Origin of the sequence: Chitinophaga niastensis (genome assembly GCF_003014755.1) — a bacterium.
Lineage (GTDB): Bacteria > Bacteroidota > Bacteroidia > Chitinophagales > Chitinophagaceae > Chitinophaga > Chitinophaga niastensis.
This window is the reverse complement of sequence record NZ_PYAW01000001.1, coordinates 330,250-352,391: the sequence shown is the minus strand read 5'-3', so window position 1 is coordinate 352,391 and position 22,142 is coordinate 330,250. Positions and strand designations below refer to the sequence as shown.

15 protein-coding genes are annotated in these 22,142 nt (G+C 41.1%); 14 read left to right on the top strand and 1 reads right to left on the bottom strand.

Annotated features, from left to right (window positions below):
* The 9 genes from CLV51_RS01465 to CLV51_RS01425 all read left to right on the top strand — a co-directional run bounded on the left by CLV51_RS01465 (nucleotide 1) and on the right by CLV51_RS01425 (nucleotide 14,494).
* A complete protein-coding gene (locus tag CLV51_RS01465; protein WP_106526237.1) occupies nucleotides 1-1,431 on the top strand; it encodes a glycoside hydrolase family 125 protein in 1,431 nt (476 codons plus the stop codon).
* Between the two features lie 92 nt (nucleotides 1,432-1,523).
* Nucleotides 1,524-3,305: a MutS-related protein gene (locus tag CLV51_RS01460; RefSeq protein WP_158266905.1), complete on the top strand. Its 1,782-nt coding sequence runs from the start codon at nucleotides 1,524-1,526 to the stop codon at nucleotides 3,303-3,305.
* Nucleotides 3,306-3,367: 62 nt separating this feature from the next.
* A complete protein-coding gene (locus tag CLV51_RS01455; protein ID WP_106526235.1) occupies nucleotides 3,368-4,450 on the top strand; it encodes a PA0069 family radical SAM protein in 1,083 nt (360 codons plus the stop codon).
* A 577-nt stretch (nucleotides 4,451-5,027) separates the two neighbouring features.
* The gene (locus CLV51_RS01450) at nucleotides 5,028-5,594 is read left to right on the top strand and encodes a DinB family protein (RefSeq protein ID WP_106526234.1); all 567 of its coding nucleotides are present in this window, start codon (nucleotides 5,028-5,030) and stop codon (nucleotides 5,592-5,594) included.
* Between the two features lie 138 nt (nucleotides 5,595-5,732).
* Nucleotides 5,733-7,616, top strand: coding sequence for a transglutaminase domain-containing protein (locus tag CLV51_RS01445; protein WP_106526233.1), 1,884 nt, complete (start codon nucleotides 5,733-5,735; stop codon nucleotides 7,614-7,616).
* Between the two features lie 17 nt (nucleotides 7,617-7,633).
* Nucleotides 7,634-9,868, top strand: coding sequence for a DUF3857 domain-containing protein (locus tag CLV51_RS01440; RefSeq protein WP_106526232.1), 2,235 nt, complete (start codon nucleotides 7,634-7,636; stop codon nucleotides 9,866-9,868).
* Between the two features lie 670 nt (nucleotides 9,869-10,538).
* Nucleotides 10,539-11,603, top strand: a complete 1,065-nt coding sequence (locus CLV51_RS01435) for an AAA family ATPase (RefSeq protein WP_245898591.1) — start codon at nucleotides 10,539-10,541, stop codon at nucleotides 11,601-11,603.
* A 29-nt stretch (nucleotides 11,604-11,632) separates the two neighbouring features.
* Entirely contained in the window at nucleotides 11,633-13,045 is a 1,413-nt protein-coding gene (locus tag CLV51_RS01430; RefSeq protein ID WP_106526230.1) for an RtcB family protein, read from the top strand.
* A gap of 231 nt (nucleotides 13,046-13,276) precedes the next feature.
* Nucleotides 13,277-14,494, top strand: coding sequence for a sterol desaturase family protein (locus tag CLV51_RS01425; protein WP_106526229.1), 1,218 nt, complete (start codon nucleotides 13,277-13,279; stop codon nucleotides 14,492-14,494).
* A 117-nt stretch (nucleotides 14,495-14,611) separates the two neighbouring features.
* Here the strand turns inward: CLV51_RS01425 and CLV51_RS01420 are convergent, their stop codons facing one another.
* Nucleotides 14,612-15,112 (bottom strand): RNA polymerase sigma factor, encoded by a 501-nt coding sequence (locus CLV51_RS01420; RefSeq protein WP_106526228.1) that lies wholly within the window; start codon nucleotides 15,110-15,112, stop codon nucleotides 14,612-14,614.
* Nucleotides 15,113-15,670: 558 nt separating this feature from the next.
* Between CLV51_RS01420 and CLV51_RS01415 the strand changes: the two genes are divergently transcribed.
* The 5 genes from CLV51_RS01415 to CLV51_RS01395 all read left to right on the top strand — a co-directional run bounded on the left by CLV51_RS01415 (nucleotide 15,671) and on the right by CLV51_RS01395 (nucleotide 22,140).
* Nucleotides 15,671-18,145 carry an SLBB domain-containing protein gene (locus tag CLV51_RS01415; RefSeq protein WP_106526227.1) on the top strand — a complete coding sequence of 825 codons (2,475 nt, stop codon included), beginning with the start codon at nucleotides 15,671-15,673 and terminating at the stop codon, nucleotides 18,143-18,145.
* 30 nt (nucleotides 18,146-18,175) lie between these two features.
* Nucleotides 18,176-19,258: a Wzz/FepE/Etk N-terminal domain-containing protein gene (locus tag CLV51_RS01410; protein WP_106526226.1), complete on the top strand. Its 1,083-nt coding sequence runs from the start codon at nucleotides 18,176-18,178 to the stop codon at nucleotides 19,256-19,258.
* An 85-nt stretch (nucleotides 19,259-19,343) separates the two neighbouring features.
* Nucleotides 19,344-20,342, top strand: coding sequence for an NAD-dependent 4,6-dehydratase LegB (locus CLV51_RS01405; protein ID WP_106526225.1), 999 nt, complete (start codon nucleotides 19,344-19,346; stop codon nucleotides 20,340-20,342).
* Complete coding sequence (locus CLV51_RS01400) at nucleotides 20,339-21,487, top strand: LegC family aminotransferase (protein ID WP_106526224.1); 1,149 nt, start codon at nucleotides 20,339-20,341, stop codon at nucleotides 21,485-21,487. Before CLV51_RS01405 ends, CLV51_RS01400 begins: the two co-directional genes overlap by 4 nt.
* Before the next feature lie 11 nt (nucleotides 21,488-21,498).
* The gene (locus tag CLV51_RS01395) at nucleotides 21,499-22,140 is read left to right on the top strand and encodes an acetyltransferase (RefSeq protein WP_106526223.1); all 642 of its coding nucleotides are present in this window, start codon (nucleotides 21,499-21,501) and stop codon (nucleotides 22,138-22,140) included.
* Nucleotides 22,141-22,142 lie beyond the last annotated feature (2 nt).

Below are 22,142 nucleotides of genomic sequence, written 5' to 3'. Positions count from 1 at the left end.
ATGGTTGCAAGAAGAGATTTTATCAGGAACAGCGCACTGTTAGCAGGCGCAGTAGGGCTTGGGTTGCCCAAAACGGTATTAGGCTGGAATGGGTATACATCCCAGCGCCCGCCACTGGCACAGCGTAAGTTCACCAGCGAAGCCGTGGAAAAGGCAATAGTAACCGTGAAAAAACAGATCGCAGATACCAAGCTGGCCTGGATGTTTGAGAATTGCTTCCCTAATACCCTCGATACTACTGCCAATTTCAAAGTGCTGGATGGTAAACCGGATACCTTCGTGATCACGGGTGATATCAATGCTATGTGGCTGCGGGATTCTTCTGCACAGGTATGGCCTTATCTGCAACTGATCAAAGAAGATAAAAAGTTACAGGAAATGATTGCCGGCGTAATTAACCGCCAAACAAAATGTATCCTGATAGATCCTTACGCCAATGCATTCAATGAAGGTCCTACCGGCAGCGAATGGGAAAAAGATCTGACTGATATGAAGCCTGAATTGCACGAACGTAAATGGGAAATTGATTCCCTGTGTTACCCGGTGCGTTTGGCTTATCACTACTGGAAAAACAGTGGCGACACCAAAGTATTTGACGACAAATACAAACAGGCTGCACATAGCATTGTGAAAACATTTAAGGAGCAACAGCGTAAAGATGGTAAAGGCCCGTATAAGTTCCAGCGTATTACTGCGTGGCAGTCAGACACCGTGCCTAATTCCGGCTATGGTTCGCCGATGTTACCGGTTGGCTTGATCGTATCTATTTTCCGTCCTTCTGATGATGCTACGGTATTACCTTTCCTGATTCCTTCCAACATGTTTGCTGTAGTATCTCTGCGCCAGCTGTCGGAGATCAGCGAAACTGTTTATAAAGATGTAGCTTTTGCCAGGGAATGTATTGCACTGGCAGATGAAGTGGATCGCGCTATCAAGGCTTATGCTATTGTAGAACATCCAAAATTGGGCAACATGTATGGTTTTGAGGTAGATGGATACGGCAATCGTTTATTCATTGACGATACCAATGTTCCCAGCCTGTTATCTATTCCATACCTGGGCTATACTACCGCGGATGATCCTTTGTACCAGGCTTCCAGACATTTTGTATGGAGCAGCTTTCACCCATGGTTCTATAAAGGAAAATATGGTGATGGTATAGGCAGTCCGCATACCGGCGAAAATTATATCTGGCCTATGAGCATTATCATGAGAGCCTTAACCAGTCATGATAAAGAAGAAATCGCAGAATGTATTAAAACCCTGCGCAATACAGATGGAGATACAGGCCTGATTCACGAATCGTATCAAAAGGATGATCCGACTAAGTTTACCCGCAAATGGTTTGCATGGGCCAATACTTTATTCGGTGAGCTGATTATGAAAGTAAGCCAGGAATATCCTGAGTTGCTGAAAAGACAATATGCTTAATAATTATATTTATTGTAAAAAACACAAAGGCGCATGATTACATGCGCCTTTGTGTTTTTTACAATAAATTCGTCTGTTCAAAATGGACCATTATGGAACCCGCAATTATATATCAGCAAAGAATAGATCAATTTCAACAAGCCATTAATAAGGAGAAGAAACTGACAGCTGCCTTATCATGGGCAAGACTGCTCAGCTTTCTGGTTATCATCGCAGGCGTGGTGTTGTTTTTCAGGAATGGCCACGAAGCTTTCTGGTGGCTGTTATCCGGTGTGGGCGCCATTTCATTTATGTATTTTCTGTTGCGTTATCATAAAGCACAACAAAAATTACAGCTGCTCAAAACCTTGCTGGAGTTGAATCAGAAGGAGTGGCAGCAGGTAACAACCTGGCTGTCTGCTTTTGAAGACGGCAACGAATTTGTGGATGATAGCCATGATTATAGCAGCGACCTGGATGTATTCGGGCCATCTTCCATATTTCAATATGTAAACCGTACAGGTACATTATCAGGTAAACTGCAACTGGCAGCCATATTGCGCAACCCTTTATTAGAGGCTACTGCAATAACGGATACGCAGGAAGCCTTGAAGGTGTTGACGCCTGAGCTGGAGTTCCGGCAGCTGCTCACCGCCAACGCCATGCTGGCAAAAGAGGAGGCGAGTGATCGCCGGGAAATTGACGCCTGGTTGGATATGCCGTTTCACTTCATTCATAATAAACTGGTGAACGTGGCCATCTGGCTCAGTCCTGCGCTGGTATCGGCTGCTATAATATTTAATATCATCACCGGGCAGTACTATCCATTGCTTATTATCATCGTGCTAAACTGGTTGCTGCTGGGTAGCAGCCAGAAACAAATTATGGCGCAATACAGGCTGATGTCGCATAAGGAGCGGATCCTGGATAAGTTTTCTATCTTATTACATCTCATCAAAACCGGATCTTTTCAACAATCAAAACTGTTGCATGAGCAACAGGAAATAGCCAGGGAAGCGGATGTGGCACTGCGCCAGTTGTCGCGTATCGGCAACGCCTTTGATCAACGTTTAAACCTGCTGGTGGCTACGGTGTTTAATTCAGTAATGCTGTATGATCTGCATTGCATCCTGCGGCTGGAACGTTGGAAGGCCAACCACAAAAAAGATATTTCCCAATGGTTTGGTGTAATTGCCCAACTGGAAGTATGGAACAGCTTTGCTACCTATGCTTTTAATCATCCGCAGTTTGTATATCCTCAACCACAGCAGGACACCATGATCCTGGAAACCACTGCACTGGGGCATCCGCTGATACCCGACATCGAATGCGTGAAAAACGATGGTACCGCCGGTAAGCACGACAGTTTCCTGATCATCACAGGTTCTAATATGTCCGGTAAGAGCACCTTCCTGCGGAGCGTGGGCGCCAACCTGTTGCTGGCTATGTGCGGCGCACCGGTATGTGCAGACAGCTTTTCGTTTACACCCATGCGTATCATGACTTCTATGCGCATCAAAGATTCCATTGCCAGTCATACCTCCTACTTTCAGGCGGAGCTGCTGCGTTTGCAACATATTATCCGGTACTTGAAAACCGGGGAACGCGTATTTATTTTGCTGGATGAGATACTGAAAGGGACTAACTCCGAAGATAAATTATCCGGTTCCCGCAGCCTGATAGAGCATTTTCTGCAATACAACTGCCTGGGCATGATTGCTACGCATGACCTGGAACTGGGCCACCTGGAAGCAACATATCCTGCCCGGATCAAAAACTATTGCTTTGAAAGCACCATCCAGCATGATCGTCTTTACTTCGACTACCGCATCCGCGAAGGCATTGCCCGTAATAAGAATGCTACTTTCCTGATGAAACAGATGGAAATTATATAGGTCCGATAACTAAATAATCAAATGACTAAATATTTTAGTATTTTTACTAAAATATTTAGTCTATGACTTTGCCATTCCAGGAAGGGGCATCAGAGAATCAATATTATAAAGGTCGTGGTGCACAGATAAATCCTAAGAACAAGTACCTGACAGATGAATATGCACAGGAGCACGCCGAAGGTATTGATGAGTGGTGGCAGGCTGATGTGCCTACCCAGGTGTTTGAGGAGCATGCCAAAACCCTGGTGAATAAGGTAGAGAGCCCGGATGTAGGGATGTGGTTTTCCATGAACCCCTATCAGGGCTGCGAGCATGGCTGTATTTATTGTTATGCACGTAACTCGCACCAGTATTGGGGTTTGAGCGCCGGTCTTGATTTTGAACGGAAGATCATTGTAAAGCACAATGCGCCTGAGCTGCTGCGTAAGTTCCTGGATAATAAGAACTGGGTGCCCAAACCCATTTCCTTATCGGGTAATACCGACTGTTACCAGCCCGTAGAACGCAGGATGTGGCTCACCCGCCAGTTGCTGGAAGTGGCGCTGGAATATAAACAGCCGGTGGGCATCATCACAAAAAATTCACTGGTACTGCGGGATCGTCATCTGTTACAGCAATTGGCCCAGGAGAACCTGGTATGTGTATACCTCTCCATTACCACGCTGCAGGAAGATCTGCGACAAAAGATGGAACCACGTACAGCTACGGCCGCACAGCGCCTTAAAGTGGTGAAGGAACTAAGCGATCTTGGTATACCCGTTGGGGTTATGACCGCTCCCATTATTCCAGGGCTGAATGATCATGAAATTCCCCGCCTGCTGGAGATGGCGGCCACCAATGGGGCTAAGTACGCGGGCTACACAGTAGTGCGTCTCAACGATGCCGTGAAGATTATTTTCAACGACTGGCTCTATAAAAACTTCCCCGACCGGGCAGATAAAGTATGGCATCTTATTGAAAGTATGCATGGCGGACAGGTTAATGACAGTGAGTTTGGTCGCCGCATGCGGGGAACCGGCAATATCGCAGACCTGATCAAGCAGCAGTTTAAGATTCATACCAAAAAGAACGGCATGAATCAGGATCGCTTCGAATTCAATACAGGCGCGTTTCGCAGGCCAAATGCACAATTGAGTTTATTCTAAAGAACAGGCTAAAATTAGTTGCAGTTTAAACTAATTGTTAAGTCTACAAAAAAAGTGGGGTACTTTTTTGTGTAATAAAAAAAATAAAAATTATCTTTGCTCCAACAATTAGAAAAAAACAAGTGCAACTTATATCAACATACGAGATTTTAGCGATGGCCTGCAAACAAAAGCAGGTCAAGACCAGGATGCGGGCATGTTGCACCGATTGCTAACGAACAAAAAGTTATCAAACGATATAAACAAAGGTCCTGCACTGAAAAGGTGGGGCCTTTTGCTTTTGAAGCAGTACTGAAATGACGACATTGAAAGAATTTCAAAAGATAACTATAATACAAAAAAAATACACCTCGTGGTGTAAACAGGATGGCTTTGCCTTAAAAAAGCCATGCGGACAAGGTATGCGGTAATGTGAGATAATCCCTCTACATTATTACTCCCGGTCCGTAAATACGGCCGGGTTTTTTTGTGGCCAAATCCGGCATAAAAATGGCAAACAAACAATTTTTTAATTAAGTTATGCGCTAACCCATTTGAAGAGCAATAAGTACAGTGCATTTACCAAAAACGTTAGACGATGAGAAACGTTATTCAAGTTGTAAGAGAGGCTTTACTCACCAATTTCAGGGAGTTAGACCAGTGGTTTGAAAAAGACCAGGCATTGCTGCATTTCAAACCAGAGCGCGATCAGTGGAATATCAGAGAAGTGTTGGAGCATATTACGCTCACCAACTATTTCCTGCTCCTGATCATTAATAAGAGTACCCGCCGTGCGCTGGATCGCAAAAAGACCGGCCACACTGTGGTGTTACCGGCGGACTACGAACAAAAATTTAATCAGATTGATGTCATTGGCAGCAAGTCCTTTGGTTGGGTAAGACCCGAACATATGGAACCTACCGGCCTTAAAAATATACAGGAAGTAAAAGCATTATTAAAGCAACAGTATGCTCAATGCATGTACAATTTGTCTTTGCTCAAAAACGGTGAAGGTGTGCTGGTGTTCACCAACATGTCTGTAAACCACCTGGGTAAGCTGGATATCTACCAGTATATCTACTTCCTCACCAAACATATTGAGCGTCATATCCGCCAGATGCAAAGACTACAGAAGGAATTTGAAGAAAGCGCGATATTAATATAACTAGGTCGACCACCACATCTATTATTGTTAATCCAATTGATTATCAAAACCGGAAGTACATGTACTTCCGGTTTTTTCTTGCCAGGTTCTAAAAATTATCTTTTATCTTTATATATTACTGCTAATCAGTAACCCTTTATGGACCAACATCCCCGCCGCCTATGCCTGTTTGTTGCATTATTATGCATAACAGTTAAGTCCTTAGCCTTTTCCAACGAGGATAAAAATATTACCATCAGCGAACAAAAAGAACGATATGAATTTGAAGCCGGCGATAAAGAAAATCCGGTGATCATCCGGCAAAATTTATCTGCTACCTATCGCTGTAACCAGTTCCGCACCAGTATTCCCTTTGTAGCATTTTACGATGACCGCAGCCGCATTGATGAAGTACGTGTATACGTTAGTGGTAGTCGCGCCAAAGCCATCAAACCTACTTATCAGAACTATACTGTTGATGATATATTTTATTCAGATGCCCGCATATGTGCCCTGGAACTTCCGCTGGAAAAGAAAGGTGCGGAAAGCACTGTAGAACTGGATAAAACAGTGCTGGATCCCCGTTATTTTTCTGCTGTTTACTTTACCGAAGGATATGAAATTGCCAGTAAAGAAATACAGATTGTAATACCCCGCTGGATGAAAGTGGAAATCCGCGAAATGAACTTCGATAAATTTGATATCAGGAAAACAGCCGAATATAATAGCAAACGTGATGTGGATATTTATACCTACACCGCAAAGCAGCTACCGGCAAGGGTAAAAGAAACAAATGCCCCAGGCCCGTCTTACGTATATCCACACCTGTTAATACTCAGTAAATACGCCGATCTGAAAACCGGACGGGTTAACTACTTCAATAAAACAGCCGACCTGTATGCCTGGTATCATAGCCTGGTAAAAGAAATTGGCGATGATGAAACAGTAGTGAAAGCAAAGGCATTGGAAATTACAAAAGGTATCTCCGCAGATACTGCTAAAATAAATGCAGTGTATCACTGGATGCAGGATAATATCCGCTATATCGCTTTTGAAGACGGTATTGCTGGCTTTAAGCCGGAGAAAGTACAAAATGTATTGCAGCATAAATATGGCGATTGTAAAGGCATGGCTAACCTTACACGCGGCTTATTGAAGGCATTGGGCTATGATGCCCGTCTTTGCTGGATTGGAACAGATCATATTGCTTATGATTATTCCATCCCTTCGCTGGCAGTAGATAACCACATGATTTGTGCCCTGAACTACAAAGGCAAACGCTATTTCCTGGATGCTACGGAAACTTACATCGGGCTGGACCAATATGCACAACGCATACAAGGCCGGCAGGTGATGATAGAAGATGGGGAAAAATATATACTTGACCATGTACCCAGCCGCAACTGGCAACAAAATTCTGCCGTAGAAAAAAGAGTACTGCATATTGATAATGGTGCATTAGCCGGAAAGGTGCAACAGCAATGGGATGGCGAGAGTAAAGAGGATCTGCTCACACAGGTGCACGGTATTAAAAAAGAAAAGCTGCAGGACGCTCTGTTACAGTATCTCGCCGAAAATAATAACAAATATCACATCAATAATATACATACTTCTGATCTAGCTAACTGGGATAAGCTGGTGGATATTCAGTATGAACTGCAGTACCAGGATGCGGTAACGGGATTTGGAGACGAGCTGTATACGGAGCTGGACTTCAGAAAGGAGTTATCCGGATTTATTATTGATACTGCCAAACGGGAACATGATATGTTGTTTTCCTACAAACACCATGTGATCAATGAAACTACGCTGGAAGTGCCTGCAGGATACAAGGTGGGCGCTTTACCGGAAGATCTGAAAATAGACCGCCCGGACTATGCCTTTAATATTACCTATAAACTGAATAGCGGAAAAATTGCTTATCATAAAGAGTTGATCATCAAAAATGCCTGGTTGGCTAAAGCCGGCTTCTGTCAATGGAATACAGATATACAGGCGCTGGACAAAGCCTATCTGCAGCAAATAACACTTAGTAAAAAATAAAATTCATTCCCTATACCATGAGCGTAAAAATTCTCTTTTATACCGTCGCTGTACTGTTGTTGCACACGCAGGTATATGCACAAAAGGCAAAAGATATACGTGAGTACAAAGAGCGGGCAGAGGCCGTGAGACAGGAAGTGTGGAACTGGGATATTCCTGCATTTAAAAAAGTGCCTGCATTACCGGCAGATGATAAGTCATCAGCCATTGTTATCGCCAAACATGTGGATCTGAAAGCTTCCAGTATTAAGAAAATTAAATTTATCGGTATTGGATTTAAGGTTAAAAAAGACCTGTTTTATAGTAACACCGTGCGCGAAATGGTGAAGCTGAATGATAAGGTAGCGCTGGAAGAATATTCACAATTCAGTTTCAAAAAATTCCGGAGCCTGAATTCTTATTACCATAGCGGATTGGCCACCACTATTGTTGGGGTGCGTATCATCAAGCCGGATGGTAGTATGAAAGAGGTGAAAGTAGATGAAGAGATTGTAAATGAAGAGGAGAACAAAGAACAAAAAAGTAAATTGGCCATACCGGACCTGCAGGTGGGTGATGTGATCGATTATTTTGTGAGAGTGGAAGAATTGAAAGATCTCAACAGTGATATTGATGCACAGATTTTTGTTTTGGGAGATGATAAGCCGATTATGCAATACTCGGTGCATTGTGAGATCAGTGATAAATATTTTGTGAGGTATCGGTCTGCTAATGGAGCGCCGGATTTTAAAGTAAAGAAAGATGATGATGGATCTGTGTTTGATATGCTGGTGAAAAATATTCCCAGTTTACCGGTAAGCCTGTGGATGTCGCCATACCGGCAGATTCCGCTGATCAGGATGGATATCCTGTATGGTTCTTATCCGGCAGCCGGACAGGTAGCAGGTGAGGTCAGACACAATCCGAAACAAGCGGAAATAAAAGAGGCTATTTTAAGGAGCCTGGATGGGGAGAAAAACGCATTTGCAATGGGTGGCGGAGCGCTTACTTCGCAGGTAAAGAGTTTGTTGCGGGAATATAAGCGCACCAACAATTCTGATTTACCGAATGATAGCCTTCCATACTATGTATACTATGCGTTTCGCTACATCGCTTTTTACCGGGTAAGTGCCGATGATAAAATTGTGGTAGGGCGTCAACGGAATTATGTGACACCCAACAATAAGAAGTTCCTTTTTTACCTGGAGGAAATTATGAATGCGATGGATATACCTGCGGAATTTGTGCTGGTTACATCACGGTATGGCCCTGGTCAGGATGAATTGCTGAATACAGGAGATTATGAGTATATGTTGAAAACGAAGGGCAGTCAGCCGGTATTCATGAGTGCCGATGGCGTTTTTACACATTGCACCTATGTTTCATCGGAGTATGAAGGACAAACTGCTCCTGCCATTGAGCTGATGAAAAGCAAGAAACGTAAAAATGATATCACCGCTTTTACAGAAGAGAAAATAGGCTATTCAACGGCTGATCAGAATACCAAGATAGAGCATATAGAAATATCGCTGGACGATGCAATGCAGCAGCTGCTGGTTAACCGCCATACAACGCTGAAGGGTAGTTTGCGTGCCGACGAGCAAAAGCGCCTGTTATTATTTGAAGATTACTATGAAGCGGAAAGAACTGCGTTAGCGGTGAAAAGTACTTTCATGGAAGATTTTGCAGACAGCCGGCGTAACCGCTCACTGGCAGAAGAATATACCAATGCCTTTGCCAAAGCGCGGAAGGATCAGAAGGATGATTTTATGGAAGAGATTAATGAGCAGTTTGATATAAAGCCGAAAGAGCTGATGTTATACCACATTGATAAGATGGGGTTACGTCATGATGATCCTGATTTCGTATATACCACAAAGTTCACGCTGGAAGGGCTGGTAAAAAAAGCCGGTAACAATTATATCCTGGATGCAGGAAAACTGATAGGAGGCCAGTTGCGGGTAAAGCCGGAGCAGCGCGATCGTAAGGTGGATATCTACCAGCCTTTTGCGCGCAGTTTTGAGTATAACATAGAACTGGTTATTCCAAAAGGATATAAGCTGGAAGGAGCAGATAAACTGGATAAGCTCATAGACAATGCATGCGGTTCATTCACGGTGAAGACTACACTGGAAGCTGATAAATTGAAAGTGCATATCAGGAAAGTATATAAGAATGCTTTTGAGCCGGTGGCCAAATGGAATGACCTGTTGCAGGTAATTGATGCGGCCATTGATTTTGAAAGCCAGAAGTTGCTGTTGAAAAAAGCATAGAAAAAATATTCGAAAATATTTTGTTAAAAATTTGCAATATCAAAATATATCCCGTTATCTTTGCATCGTTAAAATTAATAATAAAGAAAACTTATAAAAATGAAACGCTTCAATTTAGATATGGACAACGCAATACCTTGCTCTCTGCAAGGCAGCAGCGGGTTCCGGGCGTTTTATGTTTACAAGTAGATCAAAAATATTTGTATAGATAACAGAAGCCCGGATCATTTGATCCGGGCTTTTTTGTTATTTTGGTTTGTGATAATGATTTTACAGGCAAACACAGCACGGATTCAAAATGGCCATAGTAAGTGGTTTGAGGATAGCATTAATTTTATTAATGCTAAACGGATAAGGTATGTCTTAACGTAGTGTATACGTTAACGTTAGTAACCCGGTCCGTGTAAAAACAGGCCGGGTTTTTTTATGTGGCAGATAAAAGATTATTAGAGGAGGTACAATTATCAGGCAGGCGGAGTAATCCTGCTCCGCTTTCATCTCCTTTTTAAGATATTTTTTTCGTCTCTGTTTGCATTTAACCCCCAACAATCAGGTTATCATAAGGATAACTTGTAATTTCCCCCCATGATAAATATGATTTGCCACGGGCCCGAGCGGCCCTGGTAAATCTTTATCAGCAGGAAGTATTCACATTTAAGAGATAATGAAAATGAAGCATATAGTTAATAATAACATTGATATTACTGATGGTGAGCACTTTGACCCGAAGGGTGTGTATACAGTCAATTTTAATAATATTCCTAATATCAACAATATTTATGAAGTAGACGGCGATAAAGCAGCAGCGGCTTTTGCCAAAACCTATGAAAGTATCATTACAAATACTTACCGTTATACAGATTATGATAACAAAAAGAAGAAGTACAAGCATAATCAAACGTTGATGGTATTAAATAATAATTGTGTGGTAGCTTTCTGGCAATCATGGTGTGAGATCCTGCATAATGGCGAAATACCAGCCTTTGTAACGGAGGTAACGGAAATGGTTACACGTCATAAAGAAAAACAACGACGTGAGCCACATGAGATCAACCTCATTACCAGCGGCCGCAAAGGACTGGAGCTGAAAAGCCTGGAAATAAAACGTACAAAGCTGGACATTGGTTTATTTTATGAAGATGATTTTAAGGAGATAGATAAAGTAATACAGCAGCGATTGAAGAAGGATAAAGACAAAGGTATTGTACTGTTGCATGGCTTGCCGGGAACAGGAAAAACTACTTATCTGCGTTATCTTATTGGCAGGATAAAGAAGCGTGTACTTTTTGTTTCTCCGGATCTGGCTAACAATATTATGAACCCGGAATTTATGGAGTTGCTGATAGATAATCCTAATTGTGTAGTGATCATAGAAGATGCAGAGAATGTAATTATGGATAGAAAATTTTCCGGCAATTCATCTGTATCAAACCTGTTAAATTTATCTGATGGTTTACTGGCAGATTGTTTGAATATTCAATTAGTATGTTCTTTCAACAGCGATTTGTCTTCCATAGACAGCGCCTTGTTACGCAAAGGTCGTCTGATAGCCAAATACGAATTTAAGCGACTACCAGTAGCTAAGGCACAAAAGTTATCGCGGCAGATGGGCTTTGATACTATTATCAGCAAACCCATGACGATAGCCGAAATAACTAATCAACATGAACCTTCTTTTGAAAGAAAACAACACGTGATTGGTTTCAGGAGAGAGGCATTGGAAGAATCAGCATAAAAGATATTTATCCATAACAATAACCCCATATGTCAAAGTTAAAAATAAACGGTAAAATGTTACTTAATATAGGATTCCAACAGGGACCTGTAATTAGTGTAGCCATTACCGTTATAGAGCAACATTTTAAGCATCATTCACAGGAAGAAGCAGAAGAACTGCTGAAGAAAATACTTGCAGATCCCGCTGCATATGTGGATGATGCAATAGTAGGAAAGATTGCAGAGAAATTGATAAAGGCTGCACCGGCTAAAGAAATAGCATTGCGTGAAACGCCGGTAGCCTATGCCATCTTTGGCAGCAATTACATTGAAGAAGGAGCCTTAAGGCAAATGAATAATGCTGTTCGTTTACCCGTTGCCGTAGCCGGTTCATTGATGCCGGATGCACACCAGGGATACGGATTACCTATAGGTGGTGTATTGGCAGCAGATAATGCTGTTATACCTTATGGCGTTGGTGTGGATATTGGATGCCGTATGTGTTTGAGTATCCTGGATCTGCCGGTACACTCATTAACAGCGCATGAAGGTCAATATAAAAGGGAGTTGATGGACTTCACTGTATTTGGTGCAGGTGGAGAGTGGAAAAAAAGAGAAGCAGATCCTGTACTGGAAAGAAGTGAGTTTAATGATATTCCTTTCCTGCGTCATTTGTTTGATAAAGCATCCCGGCAATTGGGTACTTCCGGATCAGGAAATCACTTTGTAGAGTGGGGCATTGTAGAGATCACTGCAGCACAAAATGAATGGAACCTGGCACCGGGAAATTATGTAGCATTATTATCGCATTCCGGCTCCCGTGGACTGGGAGCGCAGATAGCAGGGCATTACACCCAGGTGGCAAAGGAACTTTGTCCTTTACCGCAGGAAGCTAAGCACCTGGCTTATCTGGACCTGGATACAGAAGCCGGACAGGAATATTGGCTGGCAATGAATCTGGCAGGGGATTATGCATCTGCGTGTCATCACCATATTCATAAACGACTGATAAAAGCGATGGGTGCTACTATGCTGGCAAGGGTGGAAAACCACCACAACTTTGCCTGGAAGGAAATACACGAGGGGAAAGAAGTGATCGTGCATCGTAAAGGGGCTACACCAGCGGGTAAGGGCATGTTAGGTATCATTCCTGGTTCTATGACTGCACCCGGATTTATTGTGCGTGGAAAAGGAGAGGTGAGTAGTTTGCAATCTGCATCGCATGGTGCCGGTAGATTGATGTCGCGTACTAAAGCCATACAATCTATCACTAACAGTGAGTTGACGAAAGTATTGCAGGAGCATGGTGTAACGCTGATAGGCGGTGGACTGGATGAAGCTCCGGCGGCTTATAAAGATATCAATACGGTGATGGCTGCACAAACAGACCTGGTAGAAGTAGTAGGACGTTTTCTTCCAAAGATGGTAAGAATGGCGGATGGCGGACCGAGAGAAGACTGATAAAAAATATATGCAATGAAGCGAAGGCGGAAAGTGGTGAAAGCTGCTTTTCGCCTTTCGTATTTATTAGTCTATTAAATTGGTAGGATAATTAAATTTAATTACTTAATATTGTAACTGTTTACCACCACCTAATACATTATTTGCATACCAATGCATGGACTGGCACCATGCAGTAGCCTATGTTTTGCTATGATGTAGCATAAATTTCCGGATTTAAAACGTAATAATGTGCATTTAAACTACCTGGCATTGGCAGTTCCTTTTTTCCTGACGTTTATTGGGTTAGAATACCTGGTTGCGCGTAAAAAAGGGAAGACTTATTTCAAGTTTAATGATTCCATCACCAACATTAGTGTGGGTATTGCAGAGCGCTTACTGGATATGTTTACGGTAGGTGCTTTCTATTTTGTTTATGATTATTTGTACCGGCATTTTGCCATTTTTGATATTAAGGCCAGTGTATTATTATGGGTGGCCTTATTGATTTGTACAGATTTTATCTGGTATTGGTATCACCGGCTGGCGCATGAAGTAACGGTGTTTTGGTGTGCTCATGTAGTGCATCATCAGAGCGAGGAATTTAACTATACCGTATCTGCGCGTATTACTGTATTCCAGGCTTTTATACGAACCGGTTTCTGGGCAATATTGCCGGTAATTGGTTTCCCGCCCGCTATGATTACCAGCATGTTGCTCGTACATGGATTATATCCTTTTTTCATCCACACGCGTACTATCGGCAAGCTGGGGTTGTTGGAATATATTCTTGTTACACCTTCCCATCACCGGGTACATCATGCCAGTAATCCACAGTACCTGGATAAGAATTACGGGGACGTATTTATTATCTGGGATAAGTTGTTTGGCACCTTTGTAAAGGAGGAAGAGGAACCGGTGTATGGTTTAACCAAGCCATTGGAAAGTAATAGTTTTTTATGGCAGCATTTTCATTTTATACTGGAAATGCTGTATTCCGCCAGGGCTGCTAATGGCTGGAAAAATAAGCTTCGTATTGTTTTTGGCAGGCCCGATAATGTAGATCCGGTTGCACGTCAAATATTAGAAGAGAAATTTTTGCTGCGTAATAACAGTATAACGGAAACGCCTAAACTATATAATTATGTAGTGTGGCAAATAGCTACCACGCTTGTGTTATTGTTTCTTTTTTTGTTATTGGAGCATTATGCACCTCTATTCATACAGGTGTGTATCACATTGTTGATATTGCTGACACTTATCAATTGTGGTGCTATTATGGAGCAAAAGAAATGGGTTTTCTACCTGGAATACGGGCGTTACCTGGTATTGTGCCTGGCGTTGTATTATTGCTGGCCACATCCTGCGTTCCTTTGCGCTGCTGCGATGATTATGGTAATGGCGTTTTATTTCCAGTCGCATTTAAAAGAACATTACCTGCGATTGGTATATGGTTATACCCGTTCATAAATTTTTAGTGTATTAAAGAATGCTGTAGCCCTGCAAACCACTGTGGGGCTGCCTGATTTCCGTTGCCTTTTGTAGTATATATTTTCTTTTGTTCAGCAAAGCATTACCGGGTGGCTGCTATTGCCGGGGTACTTGTGTTTTAAGTATTTTCCGGGCAAAGTGTATTCTGCTTTTTATAGTGCCCAGCGGTTCCTTTAAAATATCTGCTATCTCAAAGTATTTGTAGCCTTCATAATATAGCATGAATGGTTTTTTGAAGATATTGGGAAGATGATAGACCGCCACGTGAATATCTTTCATCTGGAGGTTAGAAGCCGCTTTGTTATTGACAGCGCTCTGCTGGTAGTTCATAAAAAAATCACTTACGCTGGGTTCGGCCACCATGCGGTGTTTCAGTTTTTTACGATAATGATTGATGAATATGTTTCGCATGATGGTGAATAGCCATGCGCGGATGTTGGTGCCTTCCAGGTATTTTTCCTGGTTGGATAGTGCACGAAAGAGGGTTTCCTGGTAAAGATCTTTGGCTTGTTCAGCGTCTTTGGTGAGGGTAAATGCGAAGGGTTTCAGGAAATCTGCATTTCCGATGAGCAAGGTGTTAAATTCAACAGACGACATAATGTTTAAGTTTTGCCTTAACTAATTTAAACAAAAAAAGGGTAAAAGGTGTATTCGGAGAACAACAGAAACGATTGATATATAATGATTTTTATTAACAAATCACTGACTTTAATGCACTTCCCGGAACTGTCCGTTTTGGATTTTGGAGCTGATGCTTTTGTTTAAGTAGTAAATAGACTTTTGAAAACAGGTATGATCAAAATGACTCTCTGCATAGATTAACGTAAAAGAATAGAAAATAGATTTGCATTGCTATTATTTTATAATATTATGTTTTTTATGATATTATAATTTGCTTAAAATTAATTTCCAGGCAATTTGGGCATGAATTTGGTCGTTAACGAATCCTAATATGAAAAATGGTGTGTTTAAACATTTAATCAACAATACCTAACGATTTAGAAACAAATCTGTTAGGGGATTGTAATTCCTATCACATTTATATGTTATTTTTAATAGATTTGCAATCTTATTTGGCGGCGTCCATCCGGATGTGGCCAGGTAGGTTTTTTCCAAAAAAGTATATTCAAGAAAGTTTTTATATCCTATAATTACATGTTTAGAAAATTATTGCTGGTCCAGCTGTTCCTGTTTATTGGCCTTTGTGTGGTGGCGCAGGTGCCATCTATTTCACCAAGCCAGATCAAACAAGTAAATGTAGATAATTTGTCAGATGCGCAGATTCGTCGAATTGTTGACGAAATGCAGCGGAATAATCTGGGAATGTCGGATATTGATACTTATGCTGATCAAAAGGGAATTCCTTCCAGTGAGGCGGAGAAGTTGAAGGCCAGAATACAGATGATGGGACTGGACAAGTTATTGGATAAGAAAAAGAGTTCTGAGACATTTCAGAAGGATACCAAATATTCTGATAGGGAGTTTAATAGTACTGATACCAGTAAGGTTGATCTTTTCAGGCAAAATGCATCTCCGACAGACGTTAAAAGAAAGAAAATATTCGGAGCTGAATTATTCAATAATCAAAACCTGACCTTTGAACCCAATCTCAGAATGCCCACCCCTGCAAATTACAGATTGGCGGCGAGTGATCAGGTATTGATTGATGTATATGGCTATTCAGAAGTGCAGCACGATCTTACAGTATCAGCGGAAGGTTATATTCGCATCCCGAACGTAGGACCTGTTTATGTAAATGGCCTGACAATGGAAGAGGCAAAAAACAGGATTACAAAACAACTATCAACCATTTATTCCACTATTTCTACAGGAAAAACATTCGTTCAGGTTTCCCTGGGTAATATTCGTAGTATTCGTATATTGTTAATTGGCGAAATTCAAAGACCAGGGACCTATACTTTGCCTTCTCTCGCTACGGTAGCCAACGCGTTATATGTATCCGGTGGTCCGGATGAAAATGGTTCTTTCCGAAGTATCCAGGTAATCAGGAATGGGCAGGTAATCACAACTTTTGATCTCTACGATTTTATCACCAGAGGAGATCTTACCAATAATATTGTTTTACAGGATCAGGATATTGTGAAGGTAAACCCTTACAAAACCAGGGTAGAATTATTGGGAGAAATAAAAAGGCCTGCCATTTTTGAGGCAAAGGATAATGAAACTTTGCAAAATATACTGGATTATGCAGGGGGGTATACAGACGGATCCTTTAAAGATAATATTACTGGTTATCGCATTAATAGTAAAGAGCGGGAAGTTATAAATGTACCTGCTAATGAAATAGCTTCTTTCAAATTAAAATCTGGTGACCAGTTTTTTGTAGACTCAATTTTGAATCGGTTCAGTAATAGAATTACTGTCAGCGGGGCTGTTTTCCATCCGGGTAATTACGGTATGGAGCCAAATATGACAGTTACTGACCTTATTAAAAAAGCAGATGGCGTAAGAGAAGAAGCCTCACTAACCAGAGGGATTATCCGCAGGTTACAGGATGATTTTACACCAGCTATCATCAGCTTTAATGTACAGGATGTAATAAGTGGAAAGACATTGATCCCTTTAAAAAAGGAAGATAGCGTGATTGTTTTTTCAAAAGTGGATCTGCGTCAGCAGTATCAGGTGAGTATCGCCGGAGAAGTGAATAAACCAGGTGGGTTTCCTTTTGCAGACAGTATGCATCTGGAGGATCTGATTTTATTAGCAGGAGGACTAACAGATGCGGCATCGACTAAACACATTGAAATTGCAAGAAGGATCAGAAAAGGGGAATATGACAGCAAGGATAGCAGCAAAGCAATTGTAAAACAGCTCGATATCAGTGCTGATCTTGCCAGTGTTGCAGGAGAAAGAATCTTATTAGAGCCTTTCGATGAAATTGTAATTCGTAAATCACCAGGTTATAACGAACAGGCTAATATGCAGATTGATGGTGAAGTAGTATTCCCTGGCCGATATTCTATTCTGAGTAAAAAAGAACGTATTTCAGATTTGATAGCCCGTTCAGGAGGACTAAGACCTGAGGCTTTTCCTGAAGGAGCTGTTTTATTACGCAAAACATATATTAATAGTAGTGATAGTGCATTGTTAAACAATAAGCTGGAATTGTTTTACAATAAGCTACAGGACAGCTCAGACATATCAAGCGTTAAGAGTGCTATAGAACGTAAATATCAATTACTGGGAATTAATCTGGACCAGATTATGATCAAGCCAGGATCAAAATATGATTTACTACTGGAGGAGGGCGATGTCATAAAAGTTCCTAAAAAATTACAGACGGTACAACTCTTTGGAGAAGTATATTTTCCAAAGAAAGTTCGTTTTGACAGAGAATACTCATTTAGAGAATATATAAGAGGCGCCGGGGGCTATACCGCTTCAGCATTGAAGCGGAGGAGTTATATTGTATATGCTAACGGAGAAGTGAAAAATACAAGAAAGGTGGTATTTTTTAATAAATACCCGAAAGTTAGGCCAGGAGCTGAAATATTTATACCCTCCAAAAGAAACCACAAGGGTTTATCAGGCCAGGAAGTGCTGGGAATCAGTACAGGAGTAGCTTCTATTGCGCTGATTATAGTAACAATATTAACAAGGATTAAGTAAGGGTCTATATATTGCCGAAAAAAGAATTAGATGGAAGTATCGCATACGAATTCACATATAGAAACTAAAGAAAATGATGAAATCTCTATTAAAGAGCTCATTCTTAAATTGCAGGTTTGGTGGAGATATTTATTGAAAAAATGGTGGGTTATTGTGTTGTTTGGTTTATTAGGGGCTGCTGTCGGCCTGATTTTGGCTTTTGTTCTAAAGCCCAAATATGTTGCTGAACTGACCTTTGTTGCGGAAGATAATAATGGTAGTGCTTTGGGTGCTTACTCGGGAATAGCCAGCCAGTTTGGAATTGATTTGGGAGGAGGTGGAGGAAGCGGCGTGTTTCAGGGAGAGAATGTAATGGCTTTTCTCAAGTCAAGGCTGATGATAGAAAAAGTATTGCTCTCAGTTGTTGATATTAATGGAGAGAAAAGCACACTTATAGAGCGTTATATTGATTTCAATCAGTTGCGTGACGGATGGACCAAACCCAAACTAAAGGCAGTTAAGTACCCGACTGGCGCTGACAGGGGGAAATTTACATTGCAACAGGATAGTATACTAAATGAGATTCAGCTGAGTATTGCGAAATCTCAGTTGAAAGTAGAAAAGGTAGATAAGAAACTTGATTTTATATTGGTAAGCTGTAAAAACGAGGATGAGCTTTTCTCCAAATTTTTTGTAGAGCGCCTGGTTAATGAAGCCACTGCATTTTATATAAGTACTAAAACACAGCGATCTCAGACTAACGTTGACCGCTTACAATCGGAAGCGGATTCTCTGGAAATAATGCTTAATCGTAAAACTTATTCTGCAGCACAGGTACAGGATTTAAATATGAATCCGGCAAAACAGATCGCTGGCGTTGGTATGGAGCTGGCTGCGAGAGATAAGTTAGTATTACAGACGATGTATGCTGAAGTTGTTAAAAACCTTGAACTGGCCAAGATTACAATGGCGCAGGAAACTCCTATTATTCAAATCGTAGATACTCCAATTCTGCCTTTGAGAAAAGAGAAGCTTGGTAAGGTTAAAGGTCTAATGCTGGGTGGCATTGGTGGAGGTTTTCTGATCGTGATCATATTAATTATCCGTAAGCTGCTAAAAGATCTTTTTGTGTAGGCATAATGAAGGTTACTTCAACTGAATCAGAACAGTACAATGTTTGCAGGTTTTGATGTTTATAATTTTGACATAGATTACAAGTATGGATTTAAGAAATAAAAGAGTATTAATTACAGGTGCAGATGGTTTTATTGGTAGCCATCTGACGGAGCGCTTATTGCAGGAAGGCTGCAAGGTTAAGGCTTTTGTATATTATAATTCTTTTAATAGCTGGGGATGGCTGGATACATTACCACAGGAAGTATTATCACAACTGGAAATATTTTCGGGGGATATCCGCGATCCAAATGGTGTGAGAACTGCCATGAAAGATATTGATATCGTGTTTCATCTGGCAGCATTGATTGCTATCCCATTCAGCTATCATTCTCCGGATTCTTATATTGATACAAATGTAAAAGGTACTTTGAATATTGTGCAGGCAGCTAAAGATCTCAATATAGAAAGAGTTTTGGTAACTTCCACCTCTGAGGTGTATGGTACTGCACAATATGTTCCCATTGATGAAAATCATCCAAGACAACCCCAATCCCCCTATTCTGCATCCAAGATAGGTGCTGACTGTATCGCAGAATCTTTTTATCGCAGTTTCAATCTGCCGCTTACTATAGTAAGACCATTCAATACTTTTGGCCCAAGGCAATCAGCCAGAGCAGTTATTCCAACTATCATAACACAATTGCTTGCCGGTAAAAATGAAATAAAACTTGGCGATATTACCCCAACAAGAGATTTATTATATGTGAAGGATACTGCAAATGGCTTTATTGCTATCGCCAAGTCAGATAGTCTGATAGGAACGGATTGTAATATTGCTACTCAATCAGAGATTAGTGTAGGTGAGCTGGCACAGAAGTTAATCGATCAGATCAATCCGGCAGCAAAAATATTGTACGATACTGATAGAACAAGACCTGCAAAAAGTGAAGTATTCAGACTATTCGGATCGTGTGAAAAAATAAAGGAGCATACTTCATGGAATGCGCAATATAATCTGGATCAGGGTTTGGCTGAAACAATTGATTGGTTCAGAAATGAACAGCATTTAAAACAATACAAAGCTGATATCTATAACATATGATTTTTGAAGAGATAATAAATTTTATCAGATCTGCTTTTAATACTCCCCAAGGCCTTATCCAGTTGCATACTCCTTACTTTGCGGGAAATGAGCGTAAATATGTGTTAGATACACTGGATTCTACATTTGTATCATCTGTAGGAGCGTATGTTAATAGATTTGAGGAGATGATGGTGGAGATTACGGGCGCTAAATTTGCTGTTGCAACAGTAAATGGTACCACCGCCCTGCATCTTGCACTAATACTTGCAGACGTTAACCAGGGAGATGAGGTTATTACACAGTCACTGACTTTTGTTGCTACCGCTAATGCAATAAGTTTTGCAGGAGGGATTCCTGTATTTGTTGATGTGGATAAGGATACCATGGGACTTTCTCCTTCAGCATTGCGGAATTTTTTAGCATCGCATACTGAAGTGAATGCAGAAGGAATTTGTATAAATAAAGTCAGTGGGAGGAAGATTGCAGCCTGTATCCCAATGCATACTTTCGGCTTCCCTTTAAGAATAGACGAAATAAAGGAAATATGCGATGCGTATAATATTAAGCTTATAGAAGATGCTGCAGAATCTTTAGGTAGTTACTATAAGGGGAAGCATACAGGAAGCTTTGGCTTATTAGGAACCTTTAGCTTCAATGGTAATAAAATTGTAACCTGCGGGGCAGGGGGAGCTATTGTTACAAATGATGAAAAGATAGCTAAAAGAGCAAAGCATCTTTCTACCACAGCGAAGGTGCCTCACCAATGGGAATTTATGCATGATGAGGTTGGCTACAATTATCGTTTGCCTAATATAACCGCTGCATTGGCATGTGCTCAGCTGGAACGGTTAGACAGTTTCGTTGAGAATAAAAGGGAATTGGCGGCTACTTATAAGTCTTATTTTGACAAGGTTGGAGTACCTTTCATTACAGAAATAGAGGGCGCGAAGGCAAATTTTTGGCTGAATGCTTTATTAATGCCCAATCTGGAAGAGCGTAATACTTTTCTTAAAATGGCCAATGATAATCAGGTTATGTGCAGACCAATCTGGCGACTGATGAATAAATTGCCCATGTATCAGCATTGCCAGACAGATTCCCTGGAAAATGCGGGATGGCTGGAAGAAAGGGTGGTGAATATTCCTAGCAGTGTAAGATTTTAATTACAGTACACATGGAAAAAAAAGAACTGATACTAATTGGAGGAGGTGGGCATTGTAAATCATGCATTGAGGTGATAGAATCAGTTGAGGGTTTTGTTATAAAAGGAATTCTTGATGTGAAGGAAAAAGTAGGAACAAAGTTAAGTGGGTACGATATATTAGGCACAGATGAAGAGATATCTTTTTTTGTCAATGATAAGACAATGTTTCTAATCACAGTTGGACAAATTAAGGATGCGAAAGCACGCATGAATATTGCTAAAAAGGTCAGGGATTGCAAAGGTAAACTGGCAACCATTATTTCTCCGCTTGCCATTCTTTCAAAAAGAAGTAGCATAGGAGAGGGTACTATTCTTATGAATGGTGTAAACGTAAATGCTGATGTAATTATTGGCACCAACGCAATAATTAATACCAACGCTAATATAGAGCATGACGCCGAAATAGGAGACTTTGTTCATGTCTCTACCAGCGCAGTGGTAAATGGTGGATGCCGGGTGGGAGCCGAAACTTTTATTGGGAGTGGCAGCATATTGGTAAATGGAATTTCAATTTGTAACAACGTTTTAATTGGTGCCGGGACGATAGTTAATCGCACAATAGAGACTTCAGGAACATACGTAGGGAATCCGTGCCATCAAATAAAAAGATGAAT